A 17154-nucleotide genomic window follows, 5' to 3' on the forward strand; every position below is an offset into this window, starting at 1 on the left:
ATAAGTGTTAACCATGCCTGCAAATATTGGCTCATTTAAGCCAATTTCATTATAATATTTGAAAATATACATTAATATTAAATAACTCTAATATTAATATAATAATCAATAAACTCTTCAATCAATTTATCTTATAGTTATTAAAATTTACTGAGAAAAAAGCTTTACATTTTACCAGACATTAAATTATTAGTATTATATTTATATATATATTGTTAAATTTCAACATAAAACTAATAAAAAATTAGTCAAAATCAATTTTATATGTTATAATAATAACAAACATGTAGAAATGTAGAATTTGTATAAAAATCATCTATCTCTTTCTCAATATATATCTACACATGAAAGCAAAGTCTATTTTAAATATAATTTTTTATATTTAAAATAGACGGAGCTTTTATAAATATGAAGAGGTATGGATATTTTGTTAAATGTCAGAAAATTCAAAAATTCTATACCAGGGGAAAGTGTTATAAAGTAAAATAAATAGATGATGAAAAATATTTAAAAATTTAAGGAACTAATATCTTATAAAAGATGTTAAAGATAATAAGTTCAAACTATATTGTTTTTAGGGGGAAATTAAAATGATTTCAAATGAAATGCTTAATCTTGGAAAAAAACGCTCTATAATACGTGATATCTTTGAATACGGAGCAACTAGAAAAAAAGAAATAGGCGCAGAAAATGTATACGATTTTAGCTTAGGAAATCCTAGTATTCCAGCACCAGATTGTGTAAATGAAGCTATTAAAGAGTTATTAGAAAAAGAAGATTCTATACGTTTGCACAGCTACACATCAGCCCAAGGAGATCTTAGTGTTAGAAAAACAATTTCAGATTCTATTAACAATAAATATTCTACAAACTTGAGCCCTGATAACATATATATGACAGTTGGAGCAGCAGCTTCACTTAGTATATCTTTAAAGGCATTAGCTGTTCCAGGAGATGAATTTATTGTTTTCACTCCATTTTTTCCTGAATACCGTGTATTTATTCAAAATGCTGGTGGAACACCTGTTGTAGTTAAGTCCAATGAAGAGAATTTTCAAATTGATATAAATAATTTAATTGAAGCAATAACACCTAAAACTAAAGCTGTTCTTATTAATTCTCCTAATAATCCTTCTGGGGTTATTATATCTGAGGAAAGTATTAGATCACTTTGTAAGGTACTTGAAGAAAAATCAAATGAATATGGTCATCCAATATATTTAATTGCAGATGAACCTTATAGAGAATTAGTTTATGATGATATTGAAGTTCCTTATTTAACAAAATACTACGCTAATACATTCGTTTGCTATTCATTTAGTAAATCTCTTTCATTACCAGGAGAAAGAATAGGATATATAGTTGTATCTAATGAAATGGAAAACTGGCAAGACGTATATGCTGCAGTATGTGGAGCAGGTAGATCATTAGGATATGTGTGTGCTCCAAGTTTATTCCAAAGAGTAATTGCAAAATGTATTGGCCAAACTGCTGATATCTCAGTTTATAAGAAAAATAGAGATTTATTATATAATGGACTAACTAAATTAGGTTATACATGTGTAAAACCAGATGGTGCATTTTATCTATTTGTTAAATCAATGGAACCAGATGCTTATGCTTTCTATGAAAAAGCTAAAAAGCAGGAATTATTAATAGTTCCTGCTGATGATTTTGGAGCTCCGGGCTATGTAAGAATTTCTTATTGTGTTACAACTGAACAAATAAAGAACTCTATGCCTGCTTTTGAAAAACTTGCAAAAGAGTATAAATAGTAAATAAGAATTATATAAAAATAGGACAACCGCTAATTAACTGTTAAGGGTTAATTAGCGGTTTTTAATATTATTTATAAAGTTTCAATTTGAACTTTTATGGCTGTAGCACCTTCTAATTGAAACCATTTTAAATCTGCCTTAAATTCTGAATCAACTTTATCTAAATTACATATATTTTCTACCACATAAGCTCCTTTATTTTCAACATATTTATCTATGGCTACGTGATGTTTTCCATGCTGTATTCCACTTAAATCAATCCCTATTAATTTTACATTAAGATCTAGTAATTTATCTACAAGATCATTAGTTAAGTATGGACTTGATTTAGAATTAAAATACTCTTCACTTCCGTACTCATAGTTTTCTAGATATCCTGTTCTAAATATTACAAAAGAATCCTCTTTAATCGATATATTATCTAATATATTAATGTCTATAATATCTAATTTTCTAGCATCTATTACCTTAACATCTATTTTTGACGGTAGCTCTATTTTTGATAGATTATAGCAATCTATATGAGTTCCTATATGTTGTCTTTGATGTGCTGGTTGAGAATCTCCCCATTTTAATATTTTTTCTGGAATATTAAATTCCTTTAAATGTAAATTCATATTATATATCTCCTTTTGATTCTATTATTTTATCTAAATAGCTATTAAATTTTTTTAAAAAACTATCTACAATTTCTTGTTCTTCTTTATCTACATTTTTAAAAAAGTTATTATTTCTTTCTTCCCACTCCCTATGTTTTATTTCATGACGTTTATATAATTCTTCACCTGATTTTGTTAATTTAAAATATATCTCTTTATCATTCTCAGGTTTTTTATATTTATGGATAAGATTATTATTTAAAAGTTTTTTGCAAATTTTACTTATGGCGCCTCTAGTCATATTCATACTTTCAGATATTTTAGTGACATTAGGATTATCTATTTTGCCTATGAAATCTATACAATGTATTTCTGAAACCCCATACTTTTCATATTCCCCCCTAAATGCTATCTTTCCTAAGATTTCTTCTTTTTCATATATTTCTTTAAAACCTTCCATAATACTATTGATATTATCCACTTCAAACACCTACCTACTATTTTTAACAAAACAATAACACAATTTTTTGTTTCTCCGGATACAATATTAATATATTTTTGTTTCCATGTCAACAATTTTATAGAATTTAATTTATTTTATGATTCAATTACAGGCTCACTTTTTTATGGAATACAAAAAAGCTATAAGAATAATAATTCAAATAGCTTTTTATCAATAATTTATAAATTGAATTTAAATAACTCCCTAAGAATATACTAATTGGGATCTATCTTGGTATTTGTGCTTTTTATCAACTTTTACTTTCTTAGATTGAAATGAATGATTAAACATGCAACAAAGAACTTACTAAACAATTGGCCCAATATCAAAAATTGGGCTTTGTAAAGTTAAGTTCTCCTTTTTCTAAAATTCTAAATTTCATAATAATCCTTAATTTATATTAATGCAGCAGTTAAATCAATAAAAATTATATTATATATAAATTAAGCATTCCATTTTCCAAGACCTTAAATCTTATAATAAAACCTCCTTTAATTTATATTGGATATGTTAAGCTATTTAAACATTACTCTTTTCAACTCTAGTAAATATAATGAATTTTTTTAAAAACAAATATACCACAAAATAAGTAGAAAAGAATAATGAACAAAACAATTGTAAATTGCTTTCTTTTCCATTTTAATAAAATATAAATTGGGATTTCATTAGAAAGCTAATAAAAAACTATCAATATAAAAAATACAAAGGCCAATTTTATATATAAATATAGTAATAAATATTATTGTTGTCTAATTAAAACTTTACGTAAACGTTCTTTATTTGTAACTGTTTTTATAGCTGTTTTTCCTTGTTTAATTTTTATTGGTTTGAATATTGCTAAACCATGTTTTTTGCAATATTCAAATTGCTCTTTTGAATACATATCATAAGGATAGGTAACAGGCATTTGCTCTGGCTCCATTTGGTTATAACTGTACTTTGAGTCTGATGGTAAATTTAAAATTATATTACCTGATGTGACTCCTGCAGTTATGGAATTCACATTATCAATACTAGATAATGCAAGGTCTAATGCATTTTTCCCATCTGAAGGTATATTTACTTTAAACACTGCGCTGTCCAAGGGATTTATATTTGCACCAGTTATAGTACCAATATTAGTTTGAGCATGAATTTTTGCTGAAATATTTTGTAAATCAATATTTCCTAATTCACTGTAAATACGTACTTCTTTAATTGTATTTGGTATTTGCACATCAAAATTTACTTGTATTCCATTTGCATTTGAACTGGATTTAACCCAATCCCAATAATTACGAGTTTTATTATTTGCATATAAGGGTTCGTAAAAAATTATATCCTTTTCAATTTTAGGTTTAATGACAAGATTATTTAACTTTTTATCTATATCTTTCATTGACTTAGTTTGTACCAACTTTGCCTTAACCTTCAAATCATTAGTGTCTGATTTGCTAATTCTAACATCACCGTTAGAGTTAAAAATAGACAACACATCAACATTTGGTTCTCCCTTATAGTTATAAACATCATGCACAATAGGAGCTTCAAGTGTATCTCTATCTTTTCCATTTTTAAAATCATTTAAGGTTCTATTTGTAGAACATGCACCTAATAACACTCCAATTGTACCAATCAGTAATAGGCTTACTAATTTTCTTGTTAACATAGTCAATCCCCCTAGGATTCATATTTCTTTAATTTTGAAAATCATGTTATTAGTTCTATCTTAGTACAATTTTTATTATTACCTTCTTCTTTTTCTAATTTATTTATCACACTTATAAAAAAAGTTATCTTCAAAACAAAAACATAACTAGTTTGAATTCTAATAATTTTTTACTATAATTGCATTTTTTATTTTTCCTAGTATTAGCATAAAAGCTATTATGAATAATGCCATTATTATGGTTATTGAGATTTGTTTATTATCAACAAACCAAAATATCAATCCTATTCCAATCAAAACAAGTAATATAATTTTTGTTCTTTTTCTATAAACATCTATTTCCTTTTGATCTAGGGGTTTATTACTATCTTCTACTGGTTGAAGAGTAAATATTATACTTGTAGCACAAAAGGTTATAATACTACAAATAAAATTATTCCAATATATGAAATTTATTCCTAAAAATACTACTATCATAATAATTATGGAAAACATATAACATCTTAAGGGTGTTTTTGCATGATATCCCCCAGCATAAGATCTTAGGGGGATATATGCCATTAAAAAAATCACACTTTCCAATACCATTTTAAATAAAAGGCCTATAGCTATGGCAGTAAGGATATTAAAAATTATTAAAAATCCTTGATGGAATCCATATGTATATAACTCTTTATCCTCACTCTCAATGATATTTCCATCAATGAGTTTGTCCACAACTTTTTCTGATATAGAAAATCCCATTAGAATTTTCGCAATTTTTCTGCGCCTTTTGGCATCTTAGGTTGATGAACAAGGAATATACAAGCTGCGTTTATATTATAGGCTGTAACCATCAGTGCCAAACTGGCTAAAATTTTACCCATCTTCATTTTAAAACTTCTCACTGCTCCTCCTCCATTTCTGTTAGAATTATTTCATACTTCTATTAAACCACTTTTATTTTTCTGTGCAGACTTTTGCAGCGAAATATATATTCTTTTGCAGTGAACTAAGATTTTTATAAAACTTATATTTTAAATCCACAAAATAGCAGCAGAATCTTTTACAATTCCGTTGCCACTGCTATTTTTTTAATTAATATAAAGTAACAAAGTCACTGAAAATACATTGTCATCATGCTGTATTTCCATAGAGCCATCATATTTTTTTAAAATAACTTTTATGCTCTCAATTCCTATACCATGATTGTTTCTATCCCCTTTAGTTGTAAGCATTTTGTTACCATTTATTAATATTTCTCCATTAAATGGATTATCAATTCTAACAATCAATCTTCCCTTAGTGTATTTCATTTTAAAATTAATATATCTATTACATTCTAGTTTATCTACTGCATAGATTGCATTGTCCATCAAATTCCCAAGAATAATTGACATATGAAATGACGGAATCTCTATACTCTCAGGTATATTTAAATTAAGATATGCACTTATATTCTTCTGTCTTGCTTCCTGAAGTTTAAAATTAAGAATGCTGTCAATAGCGGTGTTGCCTGAATATACATATTCTTCCTTGCTATTATACACTTCTATGATATCTGATATGTGCTTTAATGCTTCTTCACTTTTTTCCTTTTGCAACAAAGAATAAACTGTTAATAGATGATTCTTTAGATCATGCTTTATAGCCTTCGTTACTTTCATGGAAGACTTCATCAAATTAAACTGCCTCTCATAGTACTTATTTTGCTGAATAATCCATAGCTTTTCTGTTTGCTTTGCACAGGTTAAAGAAATTACTTCATATAAATAGAAGGTAGAAAAATTAATCATCAGTATAAATATAACCCCCACAATCATAAAGGTCATATTGGCAATATTCAAATGAAAAAGTAATAATATAATATACATAGATGCCATTGGAATAAGTGTAATGGATATCCAATAGGAAAGTGGTACTTGCTCTCCCTGCTTCGACTTTTTATATTTATTTAAAAGTAAAACTATAATATATGTAGCTAATTTTAATATAACTAAACTGTAAGCATAATAATATTTATTTTCTGCAAATATATCAAATTGCAATCCTGAAAGCAGATTAATCACAATGATTTCAATACACATCAAAATTAAATAGATAAACATAACCACAAAAATTCTTTTTTTCATGTTAGATTTATAGTTCAGGGATATTATAAAGAAAGAGAAAATATTACACAGCATCATGACTATCGGAATTTTTATAAATAAGTAAACCAAAGAAATAGCAAAAAAATATCCCACATAGGAATGTATCTCCATTTTCTTATTTGCATCTTCACGCGAAAAAAACACCATCATAAACTTAAAAATGATGTATGTTCCGAAAATATTAGTTGTAATATATAAAAAGTCATACATATTAATATTCATCATTTAACCCTCATTTTCAAAAGCAATCTGGAGTTTTCTTACTTCGCTCCTTCTTGATTGTCCTATAGGAAGACAGGAGGAACTAGACATAATAACTTCCTCATATTTAAACCGGCTTACATGAATATAATTTATGATATATGACCTGTGTATACGAATAAATTGATATCTAGCAACCCTATTAAATATTTCATCTATAGCTCCATAAAACATATCTTCTCCTCTTGTTGTAACTATCTTTATTTTTCTGTTGAGACTCTCAAAATAAATAATGTTTTTAATAGGTACCCTTAATATTTCATATCCCTTCTTATAGCTAAATACAAACCTTTGTTTTTGTAATAATTTCATTGCTAAATTTAAATCTGCAATAATCTTTTTCCTATTAATTGGTTTGGATAAAAAGTGCATAGGCTGTACATCAAATAATTGCCTATCATAGCTGTCTTTACCTGAAATATAAACAATTTTGGTAAGATAATCATCCATTTCTTGCCGTATTTTTCTTCCTACTTCAACACCATTCATCTCTTTCATTTCAATATCTAAAAATATTAAATCAAAAGATTGTCCCTTTTCCATATATCTACATAATTCTTCTCCAGAATAAAACACTTCAATTTCTATTTCTTCAAAATTATATTTTTGATAATTTAACAAAACATTCTCAATGTCCCCACAGATAACGGGCTCATCATCGCAAATTGCTACTTTAAACATAAACGCAACCTCCCCATACTCCTAGTCTGTGTAAAATTAAAGTAATAAAGTTTATTTTTAAAATTTACGATGAAGTTTACTATCCATCATGGTAAATTTTACTACATATTTGAGTTTTTTTCCACAATAATCCAAGTACTTATAAAAAAAATTCATCTATTATATATTCTAATACTAATGTTTCATACAAATAAAAAATGAAGAAGCTCACGAATTAGAAAAATATTCATGAGTTTCTTCATTTTTCACTTTAAAAAGCTCTATTATTTTACTGACAAACTTTACCTGGGTTCAATATATTCTTAGGATCAAATGCTAACTTAATATTTTTCATAAGTTCCATGTATTCCTCACCATATTGCTCAAATAAATAAGGTTTTTTAGCAAAGCCTATCCCATGTTCTCCAGAAACTAGTCCATTTAATTCTACAGATTTTTTGTACATACATTCAAATACATTCTTTAACTTTCTGTCCCATTGTTCTTTAGTTAAGTTATCTCTTAATACATATACATGTAAATTTCCATCTCCTGCATGACCAAAACTTCTTATTCTTACATCAAATTGTTCTTGAAGTTCATCTGTATATTTCACAAAACTTGCCACCTTATTTCTTGGAACTACAACATCACATTCATCCATTTCTGTAGTAGATGCTTTGACTGCTTCAAGGAATGCACCTCTAGCTGACCATACTGCTTCTTTTCTTTCATCTGTATCTGAAATATATACATCAAGGGCTCCTTCTTCTAAACAAATATTTGCCACCTTTTCATAATCTTTTTCTATGTCTTCTTTAGTATTTCCATCAAAGGTTAGCAATAAATACGCATCCGAAGAATTGTCTGGAAACTTCTTTCCTAAAAATTTTTCTGCTGCTAATATAACTTCCCTTTGCATGAATTCTATAGCAGTTGGTATTGCTTTTGATTTTATTATTTTTGGCACAGTATTTATTGCCATTTCTAAGTTTGGGAATGGTATAAGCAAACTTATAGCCTTCTTTGGCAATGGTAATAATTTTAATATAGCTTTTGTAACTATAGCTAAAGTTCCTTCTGCACCACAAACTAAATCCTTTATGCTATATCCCGAACTATTTTTAACTACCTTTCCACCAATTTGAAGAACTTTACCATTTGGAAGAACTATTTCTAATCCTCTTATATAATCTCTTGTAACCCCATATTTTACTGCTCTCATTCCACCAGCATTAGTACTTATATTTCCACCTATAGTTGCTGATTTTTCACCTGGATCTGGCGGATAAAAAAGATCATGCTCTTCTACAAATTTTCCAATCTCCATAAGGAGAACTCCTGGCTCTACAGTAAGAGTTAAATTTTCTTCATCTATTTCTAATATCTTATTCATCTTTGTCATATTTATCATTATTCCACCATGAATTGGAACAGATGCACCTACAAGTCCAGTTCCTGATCCTCTTACAACTACTGGAATATTATTTTTATAAGCATATGCCATTATTTTTGATACTTCTTCTGTGCTTAAAACTTCTACCATGGCATCAGGCATTTTACTTATTCCACCAAGTTCATCATGACTATAATCTTCATTTATATCTCCGCCTGTATATACTCTTTCCTGCCCTACTACACTTTTTAGAAACTCTATATCTTTAATATCTAATTTTTTATACTCCATAATAATTACCTCCAAAATTGAATTATCAGTTAGTCAATTAATCCTTAATACCCTAGAAATTATACGGCTAATGCTTTACCTTCTTTTATATTATTTATAAGTGTTGGTATTACCTCATAAATGTCTCCTACTATTCCATAATGAGCTACATTAAATATAGATGCCTTCGGATCTTTATTTATAGCTACTATACAATCTGCATTATTCATTCCAGCTGTAAATTGTACGGCTCCTGATATACCACAAGTAATTATAAGTTTAGGTTTTACTGTTCTTCCACTCAAACCTATTTGACGTTTTGCATCTGTCCATCCTGCTTCTATTAATGGTCTTGTTGTAGCTATTTGAGCACCTATTAATTCTGCCAGTTCATTTATCATATCTAAATCTTTTTCTTTTTTAAGTCCTCTTCCAACTGCAATTATTATATCCGCATCTGATATGCTTTCTTCTACTTGTTTCTTTGTTACTTTTAATACTTTTATTTGTGAGTCTAACTGGCCTTTGTCTATGCTACAAAGAGTTACTTTTCCGATTTTTTCTTTACTTCGCTCTGGTGCGTCCATAACCTTATATCTTACTGTTGCAAGTTGAGGTCTATTATTAGGATTTATTATTTGTGCCATTATATTTCCACCAAAAGCTGGTCTTATTTGCACTAAATCTGTATTTTCCTTTATATCTAATATTGTACAATCCGCTGTAAGTCCTGTTCTAAATCTAGCTGCTACTCTTGGTGCAAGAGATCTTCCTATTGTTGTTGCGCCTACTAATAATGTAGATGGTTTATTTTTATTTATGAAATCTTCCATAGCTTTAGTGTATGGTTCTATTCTAAAATCTTTTAATTCTTCATTATCATATACAAATACTTCATCTACTCCATAGTGAAGAATTTCTTCTGCTTTTTCCTTTATATCATGGCCAATAAATACTGCATATACTGGATGATTTATTTTATTCGCTAATTCTCTTGCTTTACCTATAAGCTCATAAGTTACTGGATGAATATCTCCATCTACATGATCTACATATACAGCTATGCCTGTCCAAAGACTCTTATCTATATGTGATTTTTCTTCTTCTACAAACTCCATAACACCCGCTGGCCCTTTTTTAACACATAGCTTACACATTTTACAGGCTGCTGAAATTTCTATTTTCCCACTATTTTCTCCTAGTGCTCCAAAAGGACATATTTTAACTAATTCCTCTATAATTGAAGGAGTTAATTTTTCTTGATTTACCACTAATTTTCCCATATTAAAATCCTCCTTAGTATTACTTTATTCTATACGAATTTCATTACTTTAAGTTTTTCTGCTAACTTGTGGCCTAATTCTTCTCCGGTACCTGTCCACATTTCTTTATCTGTATTTACTGCTGGTGGGAATATTCTCTCTACCTGTGTTGGTGATCCATTTAATCCATACATATTTTCATTTTTATCTTCAAAATCTTTTAAGCTTAACATTTTAACTTCTCTGTCCTTTGTCTCTAGTTTCTTTCTGTAGGATGGAAGTCTTGGCTCATATATATCTTTTTCTACTGTTAAAAGACATGGATATTTTACCTCTGCTACCTCTATTGTGTTTGGCATGTCCATTTCCACTACTATAGAATCATCTTTAATTTCTTCTATTTTTATTACATTTGCTATATGAGCTATATCTAGATATTCTGCCATCTCTGGTCCAACTTCAGCCGTATCACCATCTGTAGTTTGTTTTCCACAAAGTATTAAGTCAAATTCACCCATTTTTCTTACACCTTGAGATATGGTATAAGATGTTGATAAAACATCTGCTCCTGCAAACTTTCTATCTGAAAGAAGTACTCCTTCATCGGCTCCCATCATATAAGCTTCTTTTATAACTTCTGCTGCTTGAGGAGGTCCCATACTTATTACCTTTACAACTCCTCCAAATTCTTCCTTAAGTCTTAATGCTGTTTCTAAAGCATATAGGTCATATGGATTCATCTTTGAATCTACACCATCTCTTTTTAATACTCCTGTTACTGGATCCACCTCTACTTTTGATGTTCCCGGAACTTGTTTTATACATACTAAAATATCCATATAAATTACCTCCAAAATCTATTTATGTTTAATAATAAATTTTTATCTTACGATTACAGAAACGCCATCGGGTATTACCGCTACTTTAGCGTCTTTTCCCTTTAGCTTATAAGCTCTATTTAAAGCTTCTTCAAAATTATATGCATGCTCCATATGCATAGCTTTAATCATATTAGGCTCACACATATCTGTAACCAAAATAACTGTAAATTTATCTAACATCCTAGCTAATATTTGAAACTCCCATTGATCTGGAACTGTTTCACATCTGGGAACTTTTGCTATTCTATCCAAAAGCTCTCTTGGTGATTTGCTATTAGCTAAGTTATCATAAAATGATTGGCCTCCATGCCCATCGTTACAAGCTGCTACCATTATTATTACTCCGCCCTCCCTACAGGTGGACTCAGCAGCTGTCATACCTTTTACTGATTGATATATATTTTGATCTAATGGATATCCTCCATTACTTGAAACCACTATATCTGCTTTTACCTTTTCAACTTTTGAAAGTTCAAGTACAAATTTACATCCTGTTTCATGGGCATATTGTCTATGTCCTGCAAAGGCATTTATAACCTTTTTTTCACTATCTATTACCACATTTAATATAAAAGCTAAACTAGCTTTTTCAGCGGCATAAAGCATGTCTTTGTGTACTGGATTATCTTTTAATATTCCAGTTCTAGCATTAGGACTAGCAATAAATTCACCACAGTGATTTGCCATTATAGTTTTTGCAGAAGCTATTCCAGGTAATATACTCTTTCTTCCACCTGAAAATCCTGCAAAAAAATGTGATTCTATAAATCCCTCTGCTATTAAAAGTTCTGTTTCCATTGCTAATTTATTTAATATGAGCTCTCCACCAGATGGTAATGTTCCAACCTTCACTAAAGTGCTGTCATCAGTTGATACATGCATAACTATATTTTCATTTTCAACTATTTCTTCGCCAAATTTATTTATAAGTTCTTCTTTTGTTGATTCTCTATGAAAACCTGTAGCAATCAATATTTTTATATCTATATCAGGATTAACCTCTCTTATTCTTCTTAAAAGTATAGGCATTGTTACCTTACTTGGTACTGGTCTTGTATGATCACTAGTTATTATAACCATGTTCTTCTTTCCCTTTACCAAATCTTCTAATTTTTCGCATTGTATAGGATTGTCCAATGCAGCCTCAACAATTTCTTCTTGACTTAAATTTCTTTTATATTTGTCTGCCTTTGATTCTAAAATCCCTTCTAAATTTTTATCTTCTATCTCTATTTCAATCATTCTCTTGTGATATGGTATTTTTATCTTTGCCATATTTCATCCTCCTCATTAGTTAAGCAATTAGAATCCAAACACAGGTGCCATAAAATAAGCCATGATTCCTAAAACGATTACGTAAACTATACAAAATTTTATAGTTGCATTTAATATTTTACCTTCTGCTCCAACAAGTCCAGTAGCCGCTGTAGCCACTGCTATACTTTGTGGTGATATCATCTTACCAGCAGTAGCACCACCAGTATTAGCTGCTGCAAGCCAGTACGGATTTAATCCTAAAGTCTTAGCTACTTCAACTTGAAGTCCTCCAAATAATACATTAGATGAAGTATCACTACCTGTTACAAAAGTTCCTAAAGCCCCGATTATAGGTGATATTAAAGGATAGTAACTACCCGTAACTGCTACTAACACAACTGCTATTGATTTTATCATTCCGCTATATCCCATAATCTTTGCCATAGCTACTATGGCTATTATTGTTATTGCAGATTTACTCATTTGCTTTATAGTTTTTACTAATACTGAAACTATTTCAGAAAACTTAGCCCCTTGTATTAATCCTCCTATAAAAGTAGCTATTATAATTAATGTTCCTGGTGTAGCAAGCCACAAGAATGTAAATGGCTTAGCATGAGCACCTGTATAAATGTAAAGAGTTGTTTGTATTTGAGATAATCCCTTATTTATTGCTGGGAACAATGGACTAGTTAAAATTATGAAAACAAAGACTAATATAAAGGGTAACCATGCTATAACTGCCTTTTTGAAAGGTATTTTTTCTACATTTTTAGAAGCAGTATCTTTATAAAATATCTTTGCCATAGCTATAGTCACTACCATACATGTTATTGACCCTAATATAGCTGGTAATTCTGCCCCCATATACTTAGCCATTAATAATTCTGGTATTGCAAATGAAAGGCCTGAAGCTAGGGCTATTCCAAAGACACCCTTAATAGATTTCACACTTTTTCCTGTTAACATTACTAAAACTATTGGAATTATGACTATTAGAACTGATAACTGTAATCCTACTGCATAACTAAGTTGAATTACATCTATGTTAGTTACCTTAGCAAGAGTTGTTACTGGAATTCCTATACCTCCAAAAGCTGTAGGTGTAGTGTTTGCTATAAGACATATTATAGCTGCAAAAACAGGGTCAAATCCAAGTGCTGCCATTATACTTGCAGGAATAGCAACTGCAGTACCAAACCCTGCTATAGCCTCCAAAAATCCGCCAAATCCCCAAGCAAGTATTAAAACCAAAATTCTCTTATCTGTAGTTATTGAAGTCATCATCTTTTTTATAGTATCCATACTTTTAGTATGAATTGATAAATTATAGGTAAATACTGCAGCAACGATTACAAGTATTATAGGCCATAAAGCCAATGCCGTTCCTTCTAAAGCAGCAGAAGCTGCATCTAAAATTGGCATTTTCCATACTATAGCTGCTAAAATTGCAGTTAATACCAATGTTGCAGGACAAGTTTTATAACCTGGCATTTTTAAAATTCCTAATGAAACCATTAACCAAGCTATAGGCACCAAAGCAATGAAACACGTTAGATACATATTCATATAGGTTCCCCCTTACGGTAATATGGTACGACCTCTTATTGCTTTCAGTTTACTCCATTTTTCATAAGATTTCTATAATAGTTATTTTCTTAACTTTGGTTAAAATTTCCTGAAGTGCGACTTTCTCCTTTCATTGTAACGTTTTCAAAAATACTATATATAAAATTTTTTTTTATTTTTACTCTTCACTTTTTAAAATTAATGAAATAAGTTATTTTCTTAACTTTCATATTTTACTATTTGTAATATGGTACTACCTCATCTTTATTTATATATAAACCTATCAAATTGACAGTTTCTAGTATTATTAATTAATTTGTAATTTATTTAAATATATACCTTAATTGGTTTAACTTAACTATATTATTTCATTTTAATAAGTAAAAAAAGATATTCACAAAATAAATTTGTGTATATCTTTTTTTAAAAATAATATTCACTTTATAATATATTTCGTCATATATTCTCCTATTGCACGTTTTACTCTCCTATGTTAACAGTTAAAAGTATAGAATTGTCTTCAAGTATCTCTTCATTATCTATATACATATCTGTTTCATTTAATTTTTCAACTACCTTTTTATAGGTATACTCTTGTACATTATGTTTATATTCTTCATCTATTATACTAAGATGATGATAAACATTTTTTAATGAAGATGTATCTTCAATTTCAACATTATAACTTCCACCATCTTCTTTATGAAAAATTAATTGACACTCTTTAGTATTACACTGAATCTTTTCCTCAGCTAATTCTTTAGGACAAGCTCCGCATTCCTTAAGAGTTTTTAAAAGCAACTCCTTATCTTTAAAATTTGTAGGAAAGATTTCTTTCTCTACCTTAGGAAGTTCTAATATTTCTTCTACTGTTGTTGAGTTTTCATTCCTATTTTCCATATCTTCAATTGACTTATATATAACCTTCCTACCTGCTTTATTATTTAAATTCATTATAAAATCAACTATCATTTCTTTGGAGTCATATTTTGAAAATACAACATTCCATATTCCATTTTCTTTTTCCCAAGTAACAAATTCTTTTTCTCCATTTATCTCTGTCTTAATTAAATCTCCATGTTTATTTATTTTATACCCAGCCTGCTTCACAGTTTTAATAATCTCTTTCTCATCTTTTAATGTTGTTGGCATATTTATTTTAGAATCTTCTACCCAGTTATCAAGGTCTTTTTCATTCATAACAACCTTAAGAGTCAAAACTGCAGGAACTAATGCTAATGATATAGACATAGCTTATACCTCCTTTAAAAATCTATAGTTCTACCACCTCTAGATATTCTTATATCATCCTCTTCCTTTTTTTCACCTTTTTTTTCTTCATTTACTTCTAAATACTCACTTCTATCCTCTTTTGCTGTGGCAGCAACTGCTCTTACATTTGCCCATTCTCTAATCTTTATAATTTGCTCTCTTTGTGTTACTGAAAGTGGAACTGTATTTTTTATTACTCTTTCTAAATCAATTACTCTTAAAGCTCTATCTTCTGAAAAGGCCTCAAAAAGTGCAGCTATGACAGCTTGTTCTATTTCTGCTCCTACAAATCCTTCTGTTATATCTGCAAGATTAGATAATAATTCTTCTGTAATACTAACTTCTTCACAAACCTCTGCATTGGTAAGTCTTTTTTTCAAATGTAGTCTAAATATATCCTTTCTTTCATTTTTTGTAGGCAAGTCTACAAAAAATATCTCATCAAATCTTCCTTTTCTTAAAAGTTCTGAAGGAAGATTGCTTATATTATTGGCTGTTGCCACAACAAATACAGGCTTAGTCTTTTCTTGCATCCAAGTAAGAAAGGTTCCAAAGATTCTCATAGAAGTTCCACTATCTCCTGAGGAACTAGCCCCACCAAATCCTTTTTCTATTTCATCTATCCAAAGTATAGATGGGGATACTGCTTCCGCCGTTTTTATTGCTTTTCTCATATTTTCCTCAGAACTTCCTACAACGCCACTAAATATTTTCCCCATATCCAATCTTAAAAGTGGAAGTTGCCACATTGCACTTATAGCTTTTGCAGTTAAACTCTTACCACAACCTGGCACCCCTGTTATTAATACTCCCTTAGGTGCAGGTAGGTTGTATTTTTGAGCAGAATCAAGCCAAGACTTGTTTCTCTTTAAAATCCATCTTTTTAGATTTTCAAGTCCTCCTACATCCTCCATTTTCAAGTCACTTTTTATAAATTCAAGTATTCCTGTCTTCTTAATTACTTGACATTTTTCTTCTAAAACCACATCAATATCATCAATATTAAGCTTTCCATCTTGAACCATAGCTCTTGCAAAAGCATTTTCCGCTTCCTGAAGAGTAAGTCCCAATGCAGCCTTGCAAATTTTCTCCTTCTCTGATTCATTAAGGTTCATATCAATTCTTCCGCTTTGCTCATTTACATAAATCATTTCATCAAGCATACTCTTAATTTCATCTATAGTTGGCAGATCAAAATCTAAAATAGTAATATCTTTTTGAAGTTCATTAGGTAATACCACTGTAGGTGAAAGAAATACTACACTTTTAGGATTGGGACTTGCCTTAAGTACTGTTACCAAGTCTCTAACTTTTCTTATTAAAGTATAGTCTATATTTTTTCCTTGTACTCCAAAAAATACATGGAAATCCTTTAAAATAAAAACTGCTGGTTCTTCACATTTTTCTATAAATTCTAGTGCCTTTAATGGCTGTTTAGTTTCCTCTTTTCCTTTAAGATTTTCTATAGCCATTCCATTTGTTTGGCTCCATATATAAGTTGTTCTAGGAGTTTTTATAAGTGAAGCATCCTTCGCAACCGAATTTATAACTGATATAGCTCTCTCCTCTTCCCAGGTAGATATGTAAACATAAGGAAATCTCGCTTTAAACATATTTGCTAAATATTTTTTTGTTCTTTCTGTGTTATTGCTATTCTCTATACTCAT

General features: G+C 29.5%; 15 protein-coding genes. 1 reads left to right on the plus strand and 14 read right to left on the minus strand.

What is annotated here, in order from left to right; genetic code table 11:
• Positions 1–590 precede the first annotated feature (590 nt).
• Entirely contained in the window at positions 591–1775 is a 1185-nt protein-coding gene (locus tag ACYUDJ_RS05505) for a pyridoxal phosphate-dependent aminotransferase (protein WP_043031708.1), read from the plus strand.
• A 74-nt stretch (positions 1776–1849) separates the two neighbouring features.
• On the opposite strand, the gene ACYUDJ_RS05510 is transcribed toward ACYUDJ_RS05505, so the two are convergent.
• The 14 genes from ACYUDJ_RS05510 to ACYUDJ_RS05575 all read right to left on the minus strand — a co-directional run bounded on the left by ACYUDJ_RS05510 (position 1850) and on the right by ACYUDJ_RS05575 (position 17154).
• Positions 1850–2395, minus strand: a complete 546-nt coding sequence (locus ACYUDJ_RS05510; RefSeq protein ID WP_003489365.1) for a cyclase family protein — start codon at positions 2393–2395, stop codon at positions 1850–1852.
• Position 2396: 1 nt separating this feature from the next.
• A complete protein-coding gene (locus ACYUDJ_RS05515) occupies positions 2397–2867 on the minus strand; it encodes a MarR family transcriptional regulator (protein WP_003489364.1) in 471 nt (156 codons plus the stop codon).
• A 751-nt stretch (positions 2868–3618) separates the two neighbouring features.
• Positions 3619–4527, minus strand: a complete 909-nt coding sequence (locus ACYUDJ_RS05520; protein WP_003489362.1) for a hypothetical protein — start codon at positions 4525–4527, stop codon at positions 3619–3621.
• A gap of 159 nt (positions 4528–4686) precedes the next feature.
• Complete coding sequence (locus tag ACYUDJ_RS05525; RefSeq protein ID WP_043031706.1) at positions 4687–5271, minus strand: accessory gene regulator ArgB-like protein; 585 nt, start codon at positions 5269–5271, stop codon at positions 4687–4689.
• Positions 5271–5414 carry a cyclic lactone autoinducer peptide gene (locus ACYUDJ_RS05530; RefSeq protein WP_073860740.1) on the minus strand — a complete coding sequence of 48 codons (144 nt, stop codon included), beginning with the start codon at positions 5412–5414 and terminating at the stop codon, positions 5271–5273. Before ACYUDJ_RS05530 ends, ACYUDJ_RS05525 begins: the two co-directional genes overlap by 1 nt.
• Before the next feature lie 186 nt (positions 5415–5600).
• Positions 5601–6638, minus strand: coding sequence for a sensor histidine kinase (locus ACYUDJ_RS05535; RefSeq protein ID WP_242651519.1), 1038 nt, complete (start codon positions 6636–6638; stop codon positions 5601–5603).
• A gap of 246 nt (positions 6639–6884) precedes the next feature.
• Entirely contained in the window at positions 6885–7601 is a 717-nt protein-coding gene (locus ACYUDJ_RS05540) for a LytR/AlgR family response regulator transcription factor (protein ID WP_003489354.1), read from the minus strand.
• A 268-nt stretch (positions 7602–7869) separates the two neighbouring features.
• Positions 7870–9267: an FAD-binding oxidoreductase gene (locus ACYUDJ_RS05545; protein ID WP_003489352.1), complete on the minus strand. Its 1398-nt coding sequence runs from the start codon at positions 9265–9267 to the stop codon at positions 7870–7872.
• A gap of 59 nt (positions 9268–9326) precedes the next feature.
• A complete protein-coding gene (locus tag ACYUDJ_RS05550) occupies positions 9327–10529 on the minus strand; it encodes an electron transfer flavoprotein subunit alpha/FixB family protein (protein WP_003489349.1) in 1203 nt (400 codons plus the stop codon).
• Between the two features lie 29 nt (positions 10530–10558).
• Positions 10559–11347, minus strand: coding sequence for an electron transfer flavoprotein subunit beta/FixA family protein (locus tag ACYUDJ_RS05555; protein WP_460289534.1), 789 nt, complete (start codon positions 11345–11347; stop codon positions 10559–10561).
• Positions 11348–11389: 42 nt separating this feature from the next.
• A complete protein-coding gene (gene larA, locus ACYUDJ_RS05560; RefSeq protein WP_003489345.1) occupies positions 11390–12664 on the minus strand; it encodes a nickel-dependent lactate racemase in 1275 nt (424 codons plus the stop codon).
• 27 nt (positions 12665–12691) lie between these two features.
• A complete protein-coding gene (locus tag ACYUDJ_RS05565; RefSeq protein WP_003489343.1) occupies positions 12692–14215 on the minus strand; it encodes an L-lactate permease in 1524 nt (507 codons plus the stop codon).
• Positions 14216–14695: 480 nt separating this feature from the next.
• Positions 14696–15466: a hypothetical protein gene (locus ACYUDJ_RS05570; protein WP_003489341.1), complete on the minus strand. Its 771-nt coding sequence runs from the start codon at positions 15464–15466 to the stop codon at positions 14696–14698.
• A 14-nt stretch (positions 15467–15480) separates the two neighbouring features.
• A complete protein-coding gene (locus ACYUDJ_RS05575) occupies positions 15481–17154 on the minus strand; it encodes an AAA family ATPase (RefSeq protein WP_042386374.1) in 1674 nt (557 codons plus the stop codon).

The organism is Clostridium sp. CTA-6, from assembly GCF_054768115.1.

Bases quoted from the DNA above. Each gene is read 5' to 3' on its own strand.
- ACYUDJ_RS05550 (WP_003489349.1), bottom strand. From the start codon at position 10,529: ATGGGAAAATTAGTGGTAAATCAAGAAAAATTAACTCCTTCAATTATA.
- ACYUDJ_RS05525 (WP_043031706.1), bottom strand. From the start codon at position 5,271: ATGGGATTTTCTATATCAGAAAAAGTTGTGGACAAACTCATTGATGGA.
- ACYUDJ_RS05565 (WP_003489343.1), bottom strand. From the start codon at position 14,215: ATGAATATGTATCTAACGTGTTTCATTGCTTTGGTGCCTATAGCTTGG.
- ACYUDJ_RS05505 (WP_043031708.1), top strand. From the start codon at position 591: ATGATTTCAAATGAAATGCTTAATCTTGGAAAAAAACGCTCTATAATA.
- ACYUDJ_RS05535 (WP_242651519.1), bottom strand. From the start codon at position 6,638: ATGAAAAAAAGAATTTTTGTGGTTATGTTTATCTATTTAATTTTGATG.
- ACYUDJ_RS05520 (WP_003489362.1), bottom strand. From the start codon at position 4,527: ATGTTAACAAGAAAATTAGTAAGCCTATTACTGATTGGTACAATTGGA.
- ACYUDJ_RS05570 (WP_003489341.1), bottom strand. From the start codon at position 15,466: ATGTCTATATCATTAGCATTAGTTCCTGCAGTTTTGACTCTTAAGGTT.
- ACYUDJ_RS05540 (WP_003489354.1), bottom strand. From the start codon at position 7,601: ATGTTTAAAGTAGCAATTTGCGATGATGAGCCCGTTATCTGTGGGGAC.
- ACYUDJ_RS05510 (WP_003489365.1), bottom strand. From the start codon at position 2,395: ATGAATTTACATTTAAAGGAATTTAATATTCCAGAAAAAATATTAAAA.
- ACYUDJ_RS05555 (WP_460289534.1), bottom strand. From the start codon at position 11,347: ATGGATATTTTAGTATGTATAAAACAAGTTCCGGGAACATCAAAAGTA.
- ACYUDJ_RS05545 (WP_003489352.1), bottom strand. From the start codon at position 9,267: ATGGAGTATAAAAAATTAGATATTAAAGATATAGAGTTTCTAAAAAGT.
- ACYUDJ_RS05575 (WP_042386374.1), bottom strand. From the start codon at position 17,154: ATGAGTATAGAGAATAGCAATAACACAGAAAGAACAAAAAAATATTTA.
- larA (WP_003489345.1), bottom strand. From the start codon at position 12,664: ATGGCAAAGATAAAAATACCATATCACAAGAGAATGATTGAAATAGAG.